The following is a 20620-nucleotide window of genomic DNA, read 5'->3' on the forward strand; positions in this document are numbered from 1 at the left end:
CTTGTTCTTACTATTCAAACGCCACTCAAATTATAAGTCGCAGCACCATGATCGAAATCACTCCAACGACTACCGTTCCTAGCAAGCTGCGCGTCAATACAGCCATTAAGAAGGTAGGTAGTGCTGCCAACAGCTCCACGTTATCTTGTATAGAAGAAAGCTCTCCGTCCTGCATCAATAGCTCTTGCCCTACCAAAGCTGCCATAACGGCGATTGGAATATGATTCAGCCAGCGCAATACTCCATCAGGCAATTGTAGTCGGCTAAGCAGCATAAGCGGAAGCACTCTCGGAAGGACGGTAACAATGGAGGACCCCACAATGATCCACAATATTGACCATTTTATTTCCACTTCTCCACCACCATCCCTACTGCTGCAGCAACCACTGAAGCCGCAATAACCCCTATACTTGGCGACGAAACCAACGTAACTCCTATAACAACGATGACAGCGATTATGGCCACACAGACATCTACAGCCACCTTAGCTCGTCCAACCATTAGAAGAACGAGAAGCCCGATAAACATAGCCGGCAGTGCAAAGTCTAAACCAAACCGCTCGGGATTAGTAATCCATTGTCCTAGGAGCGCACCGGCTACAGTCGCCGCAATCCAGTTTAAATAAGCGGTAATATTGAGGCCAAGCATCCATCTCTCACTAATCCTCTGCCTATTCGCGGTTTGATACATAGCCACGCCAAAGGTCTCATCCGTAAGTAATGAACCAATCATCATGTTTTTGAAGGGAGTAAGATGGCGAAAATAAGGCGATAACGCTGCGCTAAGCAAGAGGTGGCGGAGATTCACGAAGAAGACCGTAAAAATAATGGCGGCGATCGAAGCGTTCGCTGCAACCATCCCTGCAATGATGAACTGCGCCGATCCTGCATAGACCAGAACGCTCATAAGCGTAATCTCGGCCACACTAAGTCCTGATGTTTTGGCGATGACGCCGGCAGCAAATCCTATACTTAAATAACCTAATAACGTGGGAATGCAGTCTTTGACGCCTTGGAGGAAGCTGTCTTCCCTTTCTTCAGCCTCAACACTTTCGATGGGGGAATGCTCTTGCATCTTCTATCTCTCCAGTTCTCTGTGCTGCTTTAATCTTCGTACCGGAGCGTAGTCCATACGTTGTTCATAATAATATCGCTTTGCCGTCCACTCTTCAATCCGTCCGCGTTCAAAGATCGTCATTCTTCGCGGAAAAAGGCAGCCGACCATTAATATGTAGCCAGCTACCGTGACCGGATTCGTTGAAGCTCGGAAACATAATCGAGAGAACAAGGATGTTATGTTATATAACGTTAATACTGCATAAAAGCCCGCAAAGAGAATCCCTTTATCATGAGGTCACGATATCTATATTCTTCAATCGACGTATGGACATAGAAGTAAATAGAAGAATAAAAAACATATTCATCATCCAAAACAGCATATTTTGTGCGTCTGTCAGCTCATCCTGACTGAGTGCTCTCATACCAATAGCGAGCAGCGAGAACGGAAACAAGCTCCCCAGCTTTGCCGTGTACATGCCGAGGCCAATGAAGACAGCGCACAGACTAATGCCGATGGGCGCAGCGAAGCTGCGAATCCGTAATGACAGCCCCAGCTGCAGCGCAATAATGGACCAAGAAGCATACCATCCGCTTATCGCCCAGCCTATCGTTTCCATTGGAAATGGTCCCGGTAAAGAGAATAGAGCGCCCGCAGCCCAATAGAGCCCTACGAACATCGCTTGTACGAACAAAATTAAACTGCCGACGACAATGAGCTTGGCAAGTATTACACTGGAGACCGGTACGGGCGAAGCCAAGACCAGATTCCAATTCCGGCCCAGATGCTCCAGCCTGCATACATAAGAACAACAAATGGCTATAAGAATAGGCAGGAAGAACTGTCCATAGAACAGGCTGACCTGCGACCATAGGCTATACCAGCCATCGTGCAGAACGGCCTGGTTGAAATAATAATTCGCACAACCGATCAACAGGCTTATGATCGGAAGTACAACGAGTACAAGAACCATTCGAGAATGCCTCAATTTTAACCATTCAGCAACAACACTTTGTTTCATCAGCTTGTTCCTCCCTTAAACTTCCTTCCGGGCAATATGAAGGCTCCCGACCGTATACCACAGGACGGTCATCCCCAGCGCAGCCAGCATAAGACTGAAGTTCATAGGCTGGATGAAGTAGGAGCTTGATGACTCAGCGAATCGCAAAATAACGGGACTGAGCTCCGAATAATACGACCAAATGAATAAATGTCGGACGCCAGCCGGAAACAGAGCTGCAGTCATGCCGATAAACCCTCCCAGCATGCCCAGACAAAGTGCAAAAGCCTGGTTTCTGACTGTCCAAGAGATCCACTGCTGAAGCGCCGTAACAGCAAGCGTTGTCAGCATCGTTCCGGCTATGAATCGGATGAGCCACTCAAAGGGTAGGCTGCCGGAAAAATCTTTCATTTGCCCAAACGCGATGATAAGGACAGTCTGTGCAAGGATGCCATACAGAAGAAGACTATTGGCGCATATATATTTAGCGGTATAGAGGCGGATGCGGCTCACATTCGTCGCAGCAAGTATTGTCCAAGTAGCCCCTTTATGCTCCATATCACAAAGCCTAGAGGCGACAATAGCCGTAACGATTGGCATAAAGAAACCATTAATAGAAGATACGCAGTAGAAAAGAGTCTCCCACTCGTCATGCTCCGCACTGCGGGAAATCGAGATGCTCGCGGTCACGAAAGCCCACAGCATCTCCATAGCAAGTAAGAGCGTGATCATGATCCATAGCTTTTTGCGGCGGATTTTGTAATATTCCAATCCTATTGCTGTAATCACAAGCTTCTCTCCCTTCCCGTCAGCTCGAGGAAGATATCTTCTAAATTATGCTTACGCTCCTCGATTCGGGTAACAGAAATACCCTGGTTCACAAGCAGTCGGTTGATCTCCGCCACGTCCATATCCTCAAGGTACTGAAGCTCCAGCCGGCTGCCGCTTTGAACAGCTCGATAGCCTCGGGCGAAGAGTAGCCGCTTAGCCGCAGCATTGTCGCTCGTCTGGAAGCAGATGGCGGATCTGCTATTGGCCTGTAGGCTTTCCAAACTGCCCTGGAACAGCAGACTGCCTTCGCTAATAATGCCGACCGAGGTCGCAATCTGCTCAATCTCCGTAAGCAAATGACTGGAGAGCAATATGGTCATGCCGTAGCGTGCGGGCAGCGACTTAATCAGCTCCCGAATTTCGCCGATACCTGCAGGGTCAAGACCGTTGGTCGGCTCATCGAGTATTAACAGCTTAGGAAAGGCGAGCAAAGCCATTGCGATTCCTAACCGTTGTTTCATTCCAAGAGAATATTGCTCCGCTTTTTTGTGCTTATGATTTTCTAACCGGACGATGCGAAGCGCTTCTTCGACATTGCGATCAGGCACGCCCCGCAGACGCTGCATGACCCTCATATTCTCAAGGCCCGTCAAATGACCGTAGTAGGAGGGCGATTCGATCAGCGACCCGGTCCGGTTAAGAATAGAAGAACGATGGCTGCTTAAGCTCTCTCCGAATATATGAATATTCCCGCTGGACGGCTTGACTAGTCCCAGCAGCATTTTTAAAGTCGTCGTTTTCCCCGCTCCATTCGGACCTAGAAAACCGAAAATTTCTCCTTCTTCTACATGCAGATTGACCCTATTCACGCGGTTGGTTCCCCCATACGTTTTGGTCAAGTCCTGCGTCTGCACAATAACAGCACTCATCTAAAGGTCAGCTCCATTCCAGATATATTTTCCTTGTTATCAACTGTAATGGGCCCGCCTTACTTCAATCTAAAATACACCTTACATCAACCTTAAATCGATTAAGGATATAATCCGAGCCTCCCTTGGTTCATGTATAATAATTTTTGGGTGACACATATGGACAATGTAAAAGACAGAAAAATATTGATTGTTGATGACGAGTCAGAAATGATTACAATGATTGAACGTTTTCTGCGTAAGGAAGGCTTCTATCGCATTTACACAGCCGAGAGCTGCGCTGCGGCTCTATCAGCTTGCCATGTAGACAAGCCAGATATCGCGATTCTCGATGTGATGCTGCCGGACGGAGACGGATTTTCGCTCTTGTCATCCATCCGACAGTTTTCGAATATGCCCGTTCTGTTTCTGTCCGCACGAGGAGAGGATGAAGATCGGCTGCTCGGGCTCGGGCTGGGGGCAGATGATTACATCGTGAAGCCGTTTCTGCCGCGCGAGCTGGTCCTGCGACTGATGGGTGTATTAAAACGTGTCTACTCTTCCCCTGCAATGAAACATCAAGCAGTATTTCGATTAGGAGAATTAACGATCGACCTGGATAGTGCGGTTGTGCGCGGTGAGAAGGAACAGCCCTTAACAGCCAAAGAACGTGCCATTCTTGCAAAGCTGTACGACAACAAGGGAAGAATCGTCACTAGCGATGCCATATGTCAAGCCGTCTGGGGAGACGATAGCTACGGTTATGAGAATACATTGATGGTCCATATGCGGAGGGTCCGCGAAAAAATCGAGCCCGATCCGTCTAACCCAATCTATCTTCTCACCGTCAGAGGATTGGGATATAAGCTGCTGGTGAAGGAGTCGCGTTAAGTGGATGGAATGATTCGCATTTTACGCCGGTTTGTTGTCACAACGATCATCATCTCGATCTTTCTCGTTATTTGCAACTTCATCCTGCTCGGTATTGTAGTATTCAAGGAGATTCATGTTCGGCCGTCACCGGAGAGTGTGGCTGGGGAAGTGGCTGGAGGTTTAGCTCTACAGGATGATACTTACATGCTGGGCGATCACGCCATCAAGCTTCTAGAGGACAATCAAGCTTGGGCTATGCTGATTAGCAATAACGGCCAAGTAGAATGGGAATACGAGCTTCCCCCCGATGTTCCGCTAGCTTACGGGCTAGTCGATATAGCCAAATTATCCCGTTATTATTTAATGGATTATCCTGTCTATTCTTGGGAGCATAAGGACGGCCTTATTGTGGTCGGGTATCCGAAAAGCAGCTATGGGAAATATCAATTCAATTTTGTTACGGATTGGGTAAAAGCATTGCCGCTGCGGATACTGTGGCTGATGCTTCTTAATGCAGCGATAGCACTCCTTCTTTCTATACTAATTGGAGCGCGCCTCATCAAGGGTATTCGTCCTCTTGTTGCGGGTGTTCATTCTCTCGCCCGGGATCAGGCCGTACAATTGGACGCGAAAGGGATATTCAGCGATTTGTCCCAAAGTATTAACGCTGCCTCGGCTATCCTTCAAGACAAGACAACAGCCCTGAAAGCGCGAGATGAAGCACGTTCTAACTGGATTGCCGGCATTTCTCATGATATCCGCACTCCGCTCTCCATGATTCTCGGCTACGCAAGCGAAATGGAGGACAATACGGATTTGCCCGACGAGCAAAGGCAGCAAGCGGGAATTATTCGGCGCCAGGGCGAGAAGCTGCGCTCACTTGTAAGCGACTTGAATCTGGTCTCCATGCTGGAATATGAGATGCAGCCCTTGCATCGGAAGCCCGTTCGGTTATCGGTATTGGCAAGACAGGTTGTTGCGGATTGTCTGAATAATGGATTAGACGAGCGATACGACATCGAATTACAGCTAGCTGATGAAGAGGGGCAGATTAATGGAGACGAGAAATTACTGCTCAGAGCCATTAGTAATCTCGTGCACAACAGCGTGCGCCATAACCCGCAGGGCTGCCGAATCGTTGTAGAGACCTCTTTATCTCAGGATTGCACTCAGTATCGTATTATTGTAAGTGACAATGGGCGCGGCATCCCTCAAGAGCAATTGACCGAAATTACGGAATTGCCTTATTCATCGAGGAGAAAGCTGCCTGTTCAGCAAGGCCACGGTCTGGGTCTCCCGATGGTCGCAAGAATTGCGAAGGCGCATGACGGTTGTCTTTCGCTTGAAAGCAATGAGGAGCAAGGGGGGCTTAAAGCCGTTATGGAGTTTCCATTGAAGGCTTCAACCCGTCTTTAGGTTGTAAAAATTTATCCCGTTAAAGCAGGTGAGAGCCAAATGCTGAACAAAGAGCTGCTGCTGCACCTATTTCTTACAACGCCGCTTCTTACGATTGGCCAAGCCATCTACGCAGCCAACCTGGCTGCCAGTGCACCAGATCAGACAACAGATCATAATTGGCTGCTGATAAGCTTCTTCTATCTGCTGCTGTTTATCCCTATCAATGCGATCTTATGTTTCGTATTATTCGGAATCAGCTCTTGGCTGAAGAAGACAATGCGGAGCGTCCTTCTATTCAATGTCATTGGCTTAGTTGGCGCTGGTGCGTTGCTTGTCCTTAAACCTACTAACAATAACGACTACTTATATTCTTCTATGCTTCTCTACTCTTCTTTCTTCGTGATGAGTGGAATATCCATACTGTTTCGTCAGAGCTTCTCTAAATCAACCTCATGAACAGAGCCTTGCTTTCGAGCAGGGCTCCAGTTTTAGTCCCATTTGCTTTTTACATATAGATGAGCGCATCTTGCAGATAAGCTCTTAATGGTGAGCCTGATCCGATAAAAAGACCGCATGTAAATCAGCATCCTAGCTGATCTACATGCGGCATCGATCGTTCAGTATGTCCCTTGCTTCATGACGTCAAACCTAAAAAGCTGCACATTTCTTGGTGCACCGCTTGCTCACGCTTAGAGATATTCATAATTCGATCTGCAATACGGTGCCGGGTCTGCTCTGAATCGCTCTTTATTAGCATCTTTGCAGCAGTGCCGGATACGATCAACCATTCCTTCCCCGTCATTCGAAGCTCATCAGCCCATTTTAATAATTCGGTAATCCGGTGCTTATTGTACAAATCAACTAAAAAATCCGAGTAGTTCAGCCTACCTTTGGCAATCCATACCAAATTAAAGATTAAAGGAGTTGTACCGATAACGGGATATCCGTGCTTCTCGTTCATGAACTGATCCGTTGTACGTATCTCCTCGGCCAGTTTCTCCATGTCTTGAAATGCAGTTGACTCCCTGCCATTTCCCGTCAATCTGTCTACGGTATTCAGAAGTAGCTCCCTTACAGAGATTGCCGCCTCTGCAACAGGAACGCGGGTATAAGATAAACAGTTCCTGTAGCCTTTATAATAATGAGACATTGGAAGTTCTAGAATGCCTGTCTTACGGACCATCGGGTCCACGCAATATAAGCTTTGCGCTTCGTAATCGATATACGTAACAATAACATAGTGTCCGATTGACTGCAGCTGATACACGTCATTCCATGGACACCAGTAGGAATCGATACGCAAAATAACTGGACGCCCTTCGGATAGCTGTGCCTGTATCCATTCTAAGGCTGGCTCTGCAGACATCCCGTTATCTTCAATAAATATTCCATTACCGTTCTCTAGAAACAGCTTCTTATGCGGAATGTCAGCCCAAATCTTCGAACCGATTAATGGCCCATCTTCAAAATATCTAAACCCCCAAGATTCCGCAAAAAGCATCATATAAGGATCCCCGGCATGATTAGCAAGAGCCGCTATAACCCCTTCCAAGCAATTCATTTGCGCATTAAAGAAGGGGGTAATTTCTAGTGCAGGCATACCTTCACCTCACTTTGTGCTAAAATAAAAACTATTCTTTACTTGAATATCTTTGAACAATTGCACATATTTTGTTGATTGACGAGAAATTTTCGAACAACATATCGTTATCTTCAACCAATATTCCGAATTCCTCCTCGAGCTGAGTGATCAGAACAATCGTTTTCATCGAGTCCAATTGAATAATCTCATCGTCAGCTCCCAGTTCAGACTGATCCGTTGCAGTAACGGCTTCGATAATTTGTATGACTTTATTCTTTAGCTCCGTCATTGAATCGGTCGTCATATTCCGCCGCTCTCCCCCCAGCTATACGATTTAAAAAATATCGAAATATTTGCTTGATTCGCTTAATTCCTTTTTGTCCACATCCAGCAGCTCCAATTTCCGTCTACTGTCAAACATTCTTTCGAGGAACGTCTTTTTCCATCGAATCGGCTTCTCCTCTTCAACCCCGTAATAATCGAGATACGCCTTATCATCCGGGGCAATGCTGTTCATAAAGGACGCTGGTACAATAGAGCCCAATAAATACTCCATATGATAGAGAGCGTAGAACACAACAGACTGCAATCCGGCTTGTACAATTTCAGACCTCAGCCAATCCCAGTCAATTGATGATCCAAATTTCCGAATGTATTCATAGATGTCGACGTATTTAATAAGTTCCATATCTTTATGTGCCCTAATTCCCTGTACCATTGCTGCATCTTGATACAAATGAGAAGACAATTGCAAAATATTGTATTCATGTCGAAGACTCGCAAGCACAGAGGAGCTCGGTATAACCGATTCAAATAAAGCGGCAGTGTCAAAGCCCGTTCGCATTCGCTTCGCTCGATTAAAAATATCAAAGTTAATATCAACCTGTACTACTTTGCACATCGGATGATGTACTTCCTTCAGAAAAGGTACGACCTCGTGCGTTACCATTCTTTTTGTAATGACCTCTTGTCGTTTCGCAGGCTCCACACCGGTTTTATAAGAGAAGAAGCCTTGAATAAATCCTAGCTCAACTAGCAGCTTGCATATCGACTGCAGGTCTTTCTCCTGCACCAGTAGATCGGTGTCATTACTAAATCTTAACCCGGGTGACGGATAAACGGTATGTCTCAATACCGCTCCTTTCAAAAGCAAAGCCGTAATTCCCCTATCCTGGATGAGGCGAAACAGCGGCATCAACTGATCATCTAATACCTGGTTTCTCTCCTCCATCCCAGATGCGAATAGATCTATCATATGCATATATTTGGGAGGGATATGGCGATGCAGGCTATGCGCTAGAAGATTGCGATAAACAATCATAGTAACCTTATGCTCCATTAAATATGCGAGAAATTGTATAAAGTGAAAGTCTGGAGCTCCAAGCAGCAAATTCGCCTCCTCGATCTCATACTCAGACGGTTCAACCTTGCATAACAACAGGACGGTTCTAGCTTCTTTATTAATTAATGTTTCGGCTTGTCTCCACATTCGCGCGCTCCTTGTTCAATAAGGCATTTTGTTTGATTCAAGCTAAACGATTCAATGCAATGTTTGGACAGACCCGAGCGCATTTTCTTCCCTCCCGGTGTACGGGGCATGTCCTTCATAACCCGAAACAGCGCCGGCGTACGATAAGCAGCGATATTCTGTTTGCACCAGTCCACAAACACCATATGATTAAACGACGGCAGTACTTGAATGTAGGCGACAATCATGTTGTTTTCTACCTGAACGATGGAGTCTGCAAGATCCGGGCATGTATTTAAAATATCCTCAACCTCATACAAGTTAATTTTGATACCCCCGGCAATATAAACCGAGTCCTTCCTTCCAAACAAGTGAAGAAGCTGTGTATCCTTATCGTAATGACCTAGATCGCTCGTTTCTAGCCAGCCGTCCTTCATCTTCCCTGCTTCGGTCCGGGATGCTAGCATATAGGGGGATTCAGATAATCGAACATATATTGCCCCTTCGATCTCCTTGATACTATCGGTATGTACAGGCTGACCAACATCAGGGAAATTTTGTCCAAGAAAATCAACTGTAATAATTCCGGCTTCCGTCATTCCGTATTGTTGGCCAATCGATATCCCAAATCGTTGATAAAAGCTTGAATGGGTCTTATCTGGTAGTCTTTCCCCTGCCGAAACAGCCGCCCTTACTGAACGTAATTGAGCCTTTTTACTTAATAAAATTAAGTCATAATGAAATGGCACCCCATATATAATGGTTACTCCCACTTCTACTATCTGCTCAACAATTTGTGCCGTTTTTATGCTGGAGAATACCGCCGTTGCCCCCGCATACAATGACTGCAGCAATCCCGTAATTAAGCCGTACGTATGGGATAACGACGGCAGTACGAGCACCTTATCCCCCGATTCAATCCCATGCGGAACCGCCAAAGTCGCCACTATTTCCCTTTCCACAGAACGCGAGGACCGCCCAATAAGCTTCGCTTCTCCCGTAGTCGCCGATGAGAACTGAAGCAGCGCCTCATCGTTTAACAACAGCTCAGCACGATTCAGTGCGGATATGTTATAAGGAACCTCTTCGTAGAAATTGTGCAAAATGAGCATTTCACGGCTCTCGATAAGCCAGTTCGGTTCGAGCTTTTCAAATCTCTTGGTCCGTTCTGGCCCCTGAATGCGAGGGTCAATTAACATGACCTTGGCGCCGATATCGGCGAGCGCAAGGAATAGATATATAAAAGTAAAGCTATTAGGAAGACACAATGCAACGACCGATCGCTCCGTAATGCCGCGCTGCAGCAGATTTGTTTTATATTCCGATATCCGGTCGATCATTTGTCCGTACGTAAGCTGCCGTTTATAGACAATGCAGACTCGAAGCGGATCATGTTGCCGTAGTTTATGTAGCAGCCATTCCACACCATCGTCCCCCTTATCCATTAGAATCCAACAATTTTTCTCCCTCTCCAACAAGGAGGCACGCCGACCTGTTTGATAACCGACAGCTTAACAACTAAAGCGTCACGCTTATCAAGTGACTGTACCCACGTTGCCAAAGGCGATGTATCCGCTTCTTTCTACTCATTGTGCCTGACATGAAGAGGAAGCTACTTAATCGGTGTTAACAGCTGGAGGTCGCTTTTTACCCTATCGCCATAGAAATAGACGACAGCCCCGATTGCTCCAACGAACTCCTCAATTCCTTCGAAAAAAAATGCCCGTTCTTTGCCTAATTCCGTATAGCGACGAATCTCTCTTTTGGCGACAGCGCTCCTGAATATACCCCCACAGTAATAAATCGGTTTAACTTGAAACCTCTTTGCCGCTTGGCAAGCAATATTGGCCACCGTTTCCGTTACGATTCCGCATATTGCACTGGCAATATCCTCAGTCGAGGCAGCCGTCTCAGTCGCCAGCTTGCCGAAATTACTGACAATGACGTTCGGCGGAAGGATGTGGCTGAATGTATTACCGTAAATATCACTTGACGTATAGTCAGCGCGTTCTCTATTCCCCAGCTCCATCATTACCTGCAATCTATGGTAATCCGAGACGCCCGTAAGCATCCTTCCAAGACCACGAATGGTTCCACCGCCTACACCCGATCCGCCTATACGCCTGTAACCGTCGGCAGAAATATAGTAGAAGGCAGTCCCTGTGCCGACACTGACAAGAATCATGTCCCGATGCCGACCGCCCGCCAAATATTCTGCTCCTTTGCACATCGCCGTCATTTCGCTCACAACTTCACAAGGATATCGATCCTGCAATCGCGAATACAGCCCACTTGCTCTACCGCCGGTCAGTACAACAGTCTCCGGCGAGGCGCTATCGATACGCGCCTCTATCTCTTTGTAATTGTGACTTTCCGTCACATATACACTGCATCCCTCTGGCATGCAGAGCAAAATTTTCGTATTGGTTCCGCCAACATCGAGTCCGACTATTCTATTCATGACTCGCCCTCCTATACAGCGAGTCGTCAAGCCTGGGATTCCGAATGCTCAGTACTGAGCAGAGACAAGCTTGCCATCGCCAGATGCACAAGAAAATGTACATTATCAAGCGTCACATAAGCGGTTAGCGTATCGCTTGATGTGGGCACAAAACGTACGAGCACATCGTCAGCAGAAGCGCGCTCCGTATCATCTTGGTACCATCGGCAATCCTGAGCAGCGTACCTCAATGTCATGCTGCTGTCTAATCCGTGTCCCGGACAAGAAATATGAACCGTTGTCTCGATGCTGTGATCCAGATCGGCTACCGTTATGCTCATTTGCGTGCGGGCATTTCCAAGAAGGAACTTCTCCACCTCAAATCGATGATTTTTGAGCGACTTCTCGCTTGCTTGTCTGCTCCATCGTTCCATTCGTTGATCCGAGGTCGTATCTGTTTCGATTCCGCCTAAGCAGAACGCTGAAATATTATCAGGCTTCAAGCCACAGTAATGAGCCAAATAATTGATCGGTATAAGAACCGATGATGCGAAACAACCAGCGATAGCAACATGCCCCGTATCCCATAAGGCAGCCGGGCTCCGTGTCTCATCGGGAAACAACAAGTATGCCAGAGCATATCCTTCGGTTGTGTTCAGCTTCGTAAATGAACTGAAATCGATTACCGGCTTGGACGAAAGCCGGTGAATAATTGGAGCAACCTGATGGATAGGCTGCGGCATGATGAACACAACATCCGCTTCCGACTCCTCGTGAGTCAAGACATAATGCTCAGTCAGCCGTTCGACAAGTGCCTCCCGAATGCGCCCAGTTCCTCCTGAAACCCAACATTTCATGTCGCGGTTATACCTCCTCTGCGCAGCATTTCCATACAGGCTACGCCATCAACTTTTCCAGAGACGGTTTTCGGTATTTCATGCACGAAGTAGATATGTTCAGGGAGCTTATACCGAGACACCTTACTGCTTAGCTGCTCGATAATTTGCTCGCTCGATAATTCTAAATCGTCGGTTACGATTATGGCGCCAACTGTTTGCCCCAATTGCTCATCGGGAACTCCAAACACGTACGCCTCCTCGACTCCTTCAATCGACCCAATCAATTTCTCGATCTCGCCTGGATATATTTTTTCGCCACCCCTATTAATCATAGACTTAAGGCGTCCAGTGATATACAAATACCCCTCTTCATCCACACGACCTAAATCGTATGTCCGATAGAAGCCTTGACTGAAAGCGGCCTTTGTTTCCTCTTCCTGATTCAAATATCCTCTGAAAGCGGTATCGTTGCGAACTAGAATCTCGCCGACCTCGTTCGCTCCAAGCTGGCGGCTATGATCCTCTGGGTCGACAATGTAAATCTCTTGACCGGTCAGCGGGATGCCCACAGATCCGTTTTTAGGCTTATCAACCGGGTTAATCGTAATACCGCAGCCGCCTTCGGTTGAGCCATATCCTTCGGTAATATCCGTACCGTACAGGCTTAGAAAACGCTCTCTGTCCTCCTGCTGTAACTGAGCGCCTCCACACAGGACAACCCTCAATCTGTTCGGAACTTTTGTATGACCGCGTCCCAATTGATGAATGAATGATGGCACAAGATTCGTTACGGTAATATCCCGTTCCGTAACCAGCTGATTGAACGCCTGAACCGAGAACCTGTCCAGAAACGTAATATTGCAACCGAAAACGATGGATACGAAAAATGCCGTCACCTGCGCGCTAATATAGCACATGGGAAGAGAGCATAATATGTGATCGTCCGCAGATGCTCCAATGTGCTTGCCTATCTGCCAAGCATTCAATATATAGGAATTGGCGCCCAATACCGCACCCTTCGGTTTACTGCTAGAACCAGACGTGAACAATACCGCCGTATCGGGATTGATAGCCGGACCCTTGACGATAGGCGCGCGAGATGTATTCGTCAGCTCGCTTATTTCGTGCTGGCCGCATCTATAGACAGGTATAGGGCTTCGGGGCAGCAATTCAAACAAAAATTTGTAATGCTCGTCAACAAATAGCATCTTCATGGAGCAGTAATGTGCGATATCAATAATCTCGGCAGCAAGCAGCTTGGGAGAAACGTAAACAATTGTCGCTTGTAAGCGGTAGGCTGCGAACATGAGCTTCAGAAAGCATCCATTATTCACATAAGCCAGCCCGATTCGATCCCCTTCTCTAATGCCAAGCCAGTAAAGCTTCTCCGCTAGCTGCTTAGAGCTTTCTAACAATTGCTCGAGCGTATAAGTATATCCAGAGAATGTGAATTGCTGATTGGCCCGACCGTACTCCTCTATAAAGTCAAGTATGCCGGAGCGATCAATAGTCGAAAACTTGCCATTCATAAGCAATATCCTCTCCAAGCCTCTATTTGTAGACGAGGTAATCTCCAATCGCTAAATAATCAATTTGAGTTTTCATAAACGTCTGTAACGCATCCGTCGGACTGCAAACGATAGGCTCGCTGTCGTTAAGCGACGTGTTTAACAAAATTGGAACTCCCGTCAGTTGGTGAAATAAAGAAATAAGCTTATGGTACGCCGGATTGCTTGATTGCTTTACGATTTGGATACGGCAAGTTCCATCCTTATGTACGACAGCCGGTATTTTATCCCGCTTGTCTTCATGAGCCTTGTATCCGATTAACATATATTCCGCAGCCATGGGTGGATCATCACAATCAAACCATGCGGCGGCCTCTTCCTCAAGCACGCTGGGTGCGAACGGTCGAAAATGCTCACGATGCTTGACGGCATGATTGATTTTATTCCGGGTTTCATAGTCCGACGGGTTAGCCAATAAGCTGCGATTGCCTAATGCCCTAGGACCGAATTCCATAGCCCCCTGGAACCAGCCAACCAGCCGTCCCTGGCTAAGGAGTTGGGCTGCCTCAAGCGCGATATCATCACATAAACGATATTTCAAATTCGTTTGTTGAAGCGCCTCTAGTATTTCCTGATTGTCATATTCTGGACCCAGATACGTTGTCTTCAGCGGACAACGTTTGGCATCCTCACTTAACTCGTACCACGCCAAATAAGCTGCCCCAAGTGCCGTGCCCGCATCATTAGCGGCAGGCTGCACATAAATGTGGTCGAACAAACCCGTCTTTTCGATTGCTCTATTGGCAATGCAGTTCAACGCAACGCCCCCCGCTAAACATAGGTTGCGAGAGTTCGTAAGCCGAGAGGCGGCCTTGGCCAAATGAACGATAGTTTCTTCCGTTATATCTTGCAAGGAGGCAGCTATGTTCATATGAGATTGATTCAATGGCTCGCCAACTTGTCTTCTAGAAATACCGAACAGCTGCTGTAAACCGTCATACGTCTCAGAACGAAATTGCATAATGTTGTTGTCGACTGTAAATATGCCGTCTTCGAGCAATTGGACGATATCACGAAATTGTGATCTATATATATCCGGATCGCCATAAGCAGCTAAACCCATTACCTTACAAGAATCGTACTCCGTAAAGCCGATAAACTGCGATATTTTTTCCCACAGAAATCCGATAGATGCCGGATAATCAATCTGCTTAACCCGCTCCAGTACAATGTTTCGCCCTTCGAATATCGAGGCGGTATCGATTTCACCAATGCCGTCTACTACCATTACGGCTGCTTCATCAAAGGGAGAAGGATAGAAGGCAGACGCAGCATGACACAGATGATGCTCGAACCATTTGAACGTACCGATAAAGCCCATCTCTCGAAGCTTTGTAGGAACATTTTGTATAGATTTATAGAATATCTCTTCCCCTTCTGGGCTACCCCAGCTGTTTGGCACAACTTTATCTACGAAGCCGCTATTTTGCACACGCTTATAAGGATCGATTGAATAACCGATCCAATTAACATCGCTTAGTCGTATCCCAGCCCGATTCAGACAATACTCTATTGCTAGAACCGGCAATGTATCCGCATTATTAATCGCGGAGAGCTTTCCGCGCTTTTGACGGTTGAAGCGTTCTTCCTCTACAGCAGCAATAACTTGTCCATTATAAAGAAGGCACACGGCCGATTCATGGTAAGCTGAATTAATCCCCATGATATACATATTGTTCACCCCCTATGTGAAGCCTGCTGTTTAATAAAATGGTTCGAGAACACTTTTTTAATCTGATCGTACACTTCATCAACCGACAGGTTGCTGTCGATACGCTCCGCCTTATAGACGGATGGAAAAATTCGGTCGTATCCTTCTTTATAGGATTGAAGCTTGGCTACAACCGTGTCCATATCGTAGGTGTCTAGCATCCAATCATCTTTCATTCGCAGCCGTTCAATCGCCACATTCACGTCCACATCTAAATAAAAAGTAAGATCGGGAACAGGAATCGAATCTAGGATGAGCTGCAGCTGCTCTGGGTACCAGTTAACTTCCGGCAAGTATGCAAAATCAGTATAGAACCAGCGATCGAACAATACAAAATCATATTGGCTATAGAACGAATCCTTGATCCTCATTTGTATCGCCGATTCAAACACATAAGAGGCTCTCCTGAAATCAGCGGGAAAGTGACGATGAAATTCACCGATTTTGCCGCTAGGAACATCGTAAAGCTCTTTATAGAGCCGGGGAAGCTCATGGATCAAATGATCGACGTATACCTTGTGGCTTCCAGACAGTTCATCTGCAAGACGGTGGATCGCTGAGCTTTTTCCCGTACCGTCCAGACCTTCGAACACAATGATTCGATAATTACGCTCCTTCATCATATAAGTCTCCCGTTCTCTATTTCTCCATTATCCTGGAGATTGTTGATATGCTCCGCAATACCTCTAATCGTTGAATACTTAAATAGCAAATGTCGATCTCGCACTCCCGTAATTTCGCTAATACGATCCGCTGCTACAATGGCGAGAAGCGAGTGGCCTCCAATAACGAAAAAGTCATCGTCCAGCCGAATATCTTCCGTTCCCAGCACCTCTGTCCATATCACCTTTAGCTGACCTTCCAAGCCGTCCGCCTCTATTTCCGACGATGTAAAGCTATGCGGATTGGATCTTGGATCAGGCAGAAGTTTCAGGTCAAGCTTGCCATTTGCAGTCACAGGCATATCCTCTAATTGGAGGATGTACTTCGGTATCATATAAGACGGCAATTGACGTGCCAGTTCCATGCGCAGCTCCCTTATGTTCAGGCCCGATATAAACGAGGTAAAATAAATACATAGCTCCGACTGCCCCTCTATATTTCTTACCATTGCCTTGGCCTGTCGAATTCGCTCATCCTTCAAAAGAATGTGCTCGATTTCGCCAAGCTCGACCCGTTGACCACGAACTTTAACCTGATTATCCAATCGTCCGATAAATTGCATTTCCCCATTAAAATCCCATCTTACAAAGTCACCGGTTCGATAAAGGGTTTCTTGCGGGTCAAATGGGTTGGCAACAAAACGTTCTTTGGTCTGATCGTCACGATTGATATAGCCTCTCGCCACTCCCGGACCGCCAATATACAGCTCGCCTGGAACCCCGACGGGCAACAACTGCATATCTGCGCCCAGCACAAAAGCTTTAGCATTTGGAATAGGGCGACCAATCGGAATGGATCTTACAGGATCGAGCTTTTCCGGCCTAATCTCATAATAGAAGCTGTCCACGCAACATTCGGTCGGACCATAAACGTTAATAATGGCCGGCGGACGCTCGAATTTTGTCATTAACTTAGTGACCAGAGATACTGGCAAAGCTTCCCCACCAATCAGCAGGAGCGACACACACCAATCCGTGCTCGGCGGCGGCTGTTCAACCAGCATCTGAAGATGAGTTGGCGTTCCGTCGGATACATCAATCCGATGTGTCAAATAGTAATGAAGCAGGCTTTCTCCTACTCTCGCAGCATCGTCAGGCACAAGATATAGACGATGGCCCCACATCAAGCTGGAGAATATTCGTTCCACAGCAACATCAAAAACGAGCGGAGCTACCATCGCATTATGCACCTTACGACCGAAACGGGCGTAGTAATTGTCTCTTGCATGGTGGATGAGATTTATGACACTGCGATGCTCAATCATGACGCCTTTTGGCGTACCGGTTGAGCCCGACGTGTATATTACGTAAGCTAGATCGTTAGGGCTAGTCTTTACGCCAACGTTTTCAACAGACTCGCTTGCCCTTTCCGGATCTTTCAGTACGATGCCATAGACGTTATCCGGCAGTCTTCCAATATGCTGCTGATTGACAAGAGCAAATCTCACTCGACAATCCTGCATAACGAATCGTGTACGCTCTTCGGGATACAGAAGATTGACGGTCAAAAAGGCTGCACCGGCTTTCAATACCGCAATAATCCCAGCAATGGCAAAGGTGCTCTTTTCAGCCGTAACCGCAACAATGTCGCCCTTGCGAACTCCTTGTCGAAGCAGTACGTGAGCGATTCGATTAGCCTCTTCATTTAGCTGCCTATAGGTCATAACGCCATCTTCGCTTACTACAGCTATAGATTCAGGCGACTGTTCAGCTTGTTGCTCAAACATTTCAGGCAGCGTCTTGCTGATATCGTACACCGCCTCAATCCGATTGAACTGCTCGAGCAGTTCCTGCTTATTCAATTCCGTATTCATTTCGAGACTTAAGATCGGAGCTGAGAGATTGGATAACAATTCTTCAATCAGCTTCAAATAATGATTCATAAACCGGCGAATCCGTTCCTCTGCTAACAGATCACTTCTATACTCCACTTCCACCCTGACGGAATCACGATCTTCCAGAACAGCAAGTGAAAGATCGAATTTCGCGGTTGAAGGCATGTAGTTTATTGGACTGATGTTTAATCCGGGAACGGTGTAGCTACCTCGATCGAAATTCTGATAAACGAACATCGTATCATAAATCCCATTCCGGTTTTTTTCCCTCTTAAAGCCTCCCTCATTAAGCAAGCGGTGGTAGAGAAAAGGTCCTTGGGCCAAATTGTATGATGTCTGCTCTTCAATAATCTCGAGCAGCTCGCTGACAGTCATATCCTTTCGCAACGAGATACGATATATGGCAGTATTCATGAACATTCCGACCATCTTCCCGATCTCGTCGATATCTCGCCCGGATGTCGGCGTGCCAATCACAACATCGTCTTGGTTCGTATACTTGTACAGAAGGACAACATAAACAGCGAACAGCATCATAAACGGCGTTTTATTATGAATGGCGGCCACATGCCTCACTTCATGCCATATCCCCGAAGGAATTTCCCATGTAAGGGTATTGCCTTCAATGGAATAGTGATCCGCTCTTTCGCCATCCAATGGCAGTTCAAGCCGTGGAAGCTCACCAAGAAGCCATTCCGGAAGCTCCGCTCCCCGCTCCTCAAGTTGACGATCCCAAAGCCACTCTGCATAATCCTTCGGCTGCACCGTCCCAACTGCAAGCGAATTGCCTGCGTAAACGGCGAACAAATCTTGGATTAACCGATCTAACGATACTCCGTCACAAATCAGATGATGGGCGTCGATAACGAGATCGAACGAATCGGGCCTTGCTTCCAATAAGTATGCTCGCAGCAACGGCGCTTCTCCCAGATTGAAAGGTCGAACCAGTCGGTTCCGTTCCATCTCCCGTGATTGCTCGTCGATTCGCCGATACTCAAGAATCGCGAACGCTTCTGGATGAACGAATTGAACAACCTGCTGATCAACTACGCCGAAGGACGTTCTAAGCGCTTCATAATGAATACTTAATTGCCCAAACGCCCAATCGAGACGCTCAATCTTGAGTTCACCCTCGATACGTAGCATCTTCGTAACGTTATACAACGTGCTGTCAGGCACAAGCATACAGGTGGTATACAAGTGCGACTGAGCAGGCAACACTCTATAATAAGACTTCGGACCACTCGGGACGATGACCGATTCGATTTTCCCTCTCGCTTCCTCGCTCTTCCGAATAATATTGCCGATCGTTTTCTCTGCAAATATATCCCTAATCGATAATCCGGTCTTAAATCTCTTATTCAATTTAGCGACCAGCAATAAGGCATTCAGAGAGTTCCCGCCAACTTGGAAGTAATGATCCTCAAGCGTCAAGTCTGCACTTCGACCCAGCGCCTCTAGAAAAATTTCTAGATAGTTCTCGTCTAATTGTGAGGAGCCGCGTTCTTTAATTGGAGCTGGAATGCTGTCCCGAAGCTTCCGCCGATCAACCTTGCCGCTCGTTGTTAAAGGAAAAGCATCTACCCGGAAATATTCCTCTGGTATCATATACGTCGGCAAACGTAAAGACAGGAAGCGTTTAAGCTCAGTATCCGGAATATCGGAGTCTCCGATATAAAAGGCGCTTAAGTAACTTAGCTCCTCAAGCTCTCCTGATTTCACGATAACCGCATCTGCTACACCAGAATGAAGCATTAAGGTCTGCTCTATTTCCTCTAATTCGATGCGATAGCCGCGCAGCTTAATCTGATGATCTATCCGGTTAAGAAACTGTATGTTACCGTCAGGCAGCCATCTACATAGATCTCCGGTTTTATACATTCTGGCATATGGCCCTTGATGAAATGGATTGCTCTTAAACGACTGATTCGTCTTCTCCGGGTCATTCATATACCCTCTTGCTACTCCTGCACCGGCAATGCACAATTCTCCGGCCACTCCAATAGGAACCAATGCCTCTTGCTCATCGACGATATACAATCGTATGTTATCGATTGGCTTGCCGATCAGCACTTCGAGTTCAGGCCCACATTCGTACGAGGTAACGTCGACCGTTGCTTCAGTTGGTCCATACAAGTTAATCAATTTGCTTGAAGTCGCAAACACCTCGTAATATTGCTGCACATACTGGTATTTCAGCGGCTCACCACTGCACAGCACATATCTCAAATCCGGGAACTCCGTCGTATTCTCCAGCTTGCAGTAGGTCACAAAGGCATTAAGCATCGAGGGAACAAAATGGATAACGGTTATCTTATGTTTGACTAGGTCCTCTGCCAATTCCGCCACATTCTTTTCCTTTCCCTGTGCGGGCACAAACAATTTTGCCCCGCCGAAAAACCACCAGAACAGCTCCCACACCGAAACGTCAAACGTAATCGGAGTTTTCTGAAATAATGTATCCGTCGGTCGCAGATCATACGTTGCTTGCATCCAATTGAGCCGATTT

18 protein-coding genes are annotated in these 20620 nt (G+C 46.8%); 3 read left to right on the forward strand and 15 right to left on the reverse strand.

Annotated features, from left to right (window positions below; translation table 11 throughout):
- Nucleotides 1-25 precede the first annotated feature (25 nt).
- The 5 genes from PXY01_RS17215 to PXY01_RS17235 form a co-directional block, all read right to left on the reverse strand.
- Nucleotides 26-352 carry an AzlD domain-containing protein gene (locus PXY01_RS17215; protein WP_127571534.1) on the reverse strand — a complete coding sequence of 109 codons (327 nt, stop codon included), beginning with the start codon at nt 350-352 and terminating at the stop codon, nt 26-28.
- Complete coding sequence (locus tag PXY01_RS17220; RefSeq protein ID WP_127571536.1) at nt 343-1074, reverse strand: AzlC family ABC transporter permease; 732 nt, start codon at nt 1072-1074, stop codon at nt 343-345. The genes PXY01_RS17215 and PXY01_RS17220 overlap by 10 nt, the downstream gene beginning before the upstream one ends.
- Before the next feature lie 271 nt (nt 1075-1345).
- Nucleotides 1346-2077: an ABC transporter permease gene (locus tag PXY01_RS17225; RefSeq protein WP_127571538.1), complete on the reverse strand. Its 732-nt coding sequence runs from the start codon at nt 2075-2077 to the stop codon at nt 1346-1348.
- 15 nt (nt 2078-2092) lie between these two features.
- Entirely contained in the window at nt 2093-2845 is a 753-nt protein-coding gene (locus tag PXY01_RS17230) for an ABC transporter permease (RefSeq protein WP_127571540.1), read from the reverse strand.
- A complete protein-coding gene (locus PXY01_RS17235; protein WP_127571542.1) occupies nt 2842-3756 on the reverse strand; it encodes an ABC transporter ATP-binding protein in 915 nt (304 codons plus the stop codon). The genes PXY01_RS17230 and PXY01_RS17235 overlap by 4 nt, the downstream gene beginning before the upstream one ends.
- A 159-nt stretch (nt 3757-3915) precedes the next feature.
- On the opposite strand from PXY01_RS17235, the gene PXY01_RS17240 reads away from it, so the two are divergent.
- Genes PXY01_RS17240 through PXY01_RS17250 form a run of 3 tightly spaced genes read left to right on the forward strand, consistent with a single transcriptional unit; the run spans nt 3916 to nt 6462 of the window.
- Nucleotides 3916-4626, forward strand: a complete 711-nt coding sequence (locus PXY01_RS17240) for a response regulator transcription factor (RefSeq protein WP_127571543.1) — start codon at nt 3916-3918, stop codon at nt 4624-4626.
- On the forward strand, nt 4627-6024 hold the full coding sequence (locus tag PXY01_RS17245) for a sensor histidine kinase (protein WP_127571545.1): 1398 nt from the start codon (nt 4627-4629) through the stop codon (nt 6022-6024). It begins immediately after the preceding gene.
- 39 nt (nt 6025-6063) lie between these two features.
- The gene (locus PXY01_RS17250) at nt 6064-6462 is read left to right on the forward strand and encodes a hypothetical protein (RefSeq protein WP_127571547.1); all 399 of its coding nucleotides are present in this window, start codon (nt 6064-6066) and stop codon (nt 6460-6462) included.
- 178 nt (nt 6463-6640) lie between these two features.
- Here PXY01_RS17250 and PXY01_RS17255 read toward each other — a convergent pair whose 3' ends face one another.
- The 10 genes from PXY01_RS17255 to PXY01_RS17300 form a co-directional block, all read right to left on the reverse strand.
- Complete coding sequence (locus PXY01_RS17255) at nt 6641-7606, reverse strand: BtrH N-terminal domain-containing protein (protein WP_127571549.1); 966 nt, start codon at nt 7604-7606, stop codon at nt 6641-6643.
- Nucleotides 7607-7637: 31 nt separating this feature from the next.
- Nucleotides 7638-7892, reverse strand: a complete 255-nt coding sequence (locus tag PXY01_RS17260) for an acyl carrier protein (protein ID WP_127571550.1) — start codon at nt 7890-7892, stop codon at nt 7638-7640.
- A 30-nt stretch (nt 7893-7922) separates the two neighbouring features.
- A complete protein-coding gene (locus PXY01_RS17265) occupies nt 7923-9077 on the reverse strand; it encodes a nucleotidyltransferase family protein (RefSeq protein WP_127571552.1) in 1155 nt (384 codons plus the stop codon).
- Nucleotides 9053-10480 carry a class I adenylate-forming enzyme family protein gene (locus PXY01_RS17270; RefSeq protein WP_164744477.1) on the reverse strand — a complete coding sequence of 476 codons (1428 nt, stop codon included), beginning with the start codon at nt 10478-10480 and terminating at the stop codon, nt 9053-9055. Before PXY01_RS17270 ends, PXY01_RS17265 begins: the two co-directional genes overlap by 25 nt.
- 188 nt (nt 10481-10668) lie before the next feature.
- On the reverse strand, nt 10669-11517 hold the full coding sequence (locus PXY01_RS17275) for a BadF/BadG/BcrA/BcrD ATPase family protein (RefSeq protein WP_127571556.1): 849 nt from the start codon (nt 11515-11517) through the stop codon (nt 10669-10671).
- 26 nt (nt 11518-11543) lie between these two features.
- Nucleotides 11544-12353, reverse strand: coding sequence for a hypothetical protein (locus PXY01_RS17280; RefSeq protein WP_127571557.1), 810 nt, complete (start codon nt 12351-12353; stop codon nt 11544-11546).
- Complete coding sequence (locus tag PXY01_RS17285) at nt 12350-13864, reverse strand: class I adenylate-forming enzyme family protein (protein WP_127571559.1); 1515 nt, start codon at nt 13862-13864, stop codon at nt 12350-12352. The genes PXY01_RS17280 and PXY01_RS17285 overlap by 4 nt, the downstream gene beginning before the upstream one ends.
- A 22-nt stretch (nt 13865-13886) precedes the next feature.
- The gene (locus PXY01_RS17290; protein WP_127571561.1) at nt 13887-15575 is read right to left on the reverse strand and encodes a carbamoyltransferase family protein; all 1689 of its coding nucleotides are present in this window, start codon (nt 15573-15575) and stop codon (nt 13887-13889) included.
- A gap of 5 nt (nt 15576-15580) precedes the next feature.
- Complete coding sequence (locus tag PXY01_RS17295; RefSeq protein WP_127571563.1) at nt 15581-16237, reverse strand: dTMP kinase; 657 nt, start codon at nt 16235-16237, stop codon at nt 15581-15583.
- On the reverse strand, nt 16234-20620 hold a 4387-nt coding region (locus PXY01_RS17300), incomplete at its 5' end, for a non-ribosomal peptide synthetase (RefSeq protein WP_127571565.1). The genes PXY01_RS17295 and PXY01_RS17300, both read right to left, overlap by 4 nt.

It is taken from the genome of Paenibacillus xylaniclasticus, from assembly GCF_004001065.1.
GTDB lineage: Bacteria > Bacillota > Bacilli > Paenibacillales > Paenibacillaceae > Paenibacillus_T > Paenibacillus_T xylaniclasticus.

Coding starts and splice junctions, on each gene's coding strand:
- PXY01_RS17220 (WP_127571536.1), bottom strand. CDS start 1,074: ATGCAAGAGCATTCCCCCATCGAAAGTGTTGAGGCTGAAGAAAGGGAA.
- PXY01_RS17225 (WP_127571538.1), bottom strand. CDS start 2,077: ATGAAACAAAGTGTTGTTGCTGAATGGTTAAAATTGAGGCATTCTCGA.
- PXY01_RS17235 (WP_127571542.1), bottom strand. CDS start 3,756: ATGAGTGCTGTTATTGTGCAGACGCAGGACTTGACCAAAACGTATGGG.
- PXY01_RS17240 (WP_127571543.1), top strand. CDS start 3,916: ATGGACAATGTAAAAGACAGAAAAATATTGATTGTTGATGACGAGTCA.
- PXY01_RS17250 (WP_127571547.1), top strand. CDS start 6,064: ATGCTGAACAAAGAGCTGCTGCTGCACCTATTTCTTACAACGCCGCTT.
- PXY01_RS17255 (WP_127571549.1), bottom strand. CDS start 7,606: ATGCCTGCACTAGAAATTACCCCCTTCTTTAATGCGCAAATGAATTGC.
- PXY01_RS17260 (WP_127571550.1), bottom strand. CDS start 7,892: ATGACGACCGATTCAATGACGGAGCTAAAGAATAAAGTCATACAAATT.
- PXY01_RS17265 (WP_127571552.1), bottom strand. CDS start 9,077: ATGTGGAGACAAGCCGAAACATTAATTAATAAAGAAGCTAGAACCGTC.
- PXY01_RS17275 (WP_127571556.1), bottom strand. CDS start 11,517: ATGAATAGAATAGTCGGACTCGATGTTGGCGGAACCAATACGAAAATT.
- PXY01_RS17280 (WP_127571557.1), bottom strand. CDS start 12,353: ATGAAATGTTGGGTTTCAGGAGGAACTGGGCGCATTCGGGAGGCACTT.
- PXY01_RS17285 (WP_127571559.1), bottom strand. CDS start 13,864: ATGAATGGCAAGTTTTCGACTATTGATCGCTCCGGCATACTTGACTTT.
- PXY01_RS17290 (WP_127571561.1), bottom strand. CDS start 15,575: ATGTATATCATGGGGATTAATTCAGCTTACCATGAATCGGCCGTGTGC.
- PXY01_RS17295 (WP_127571563.1), bottom strand. CDS start 16,237: ATGATGAAGGAGCGTAATTATCGAATCATTGTGTTCGAAGGTCTGGAC.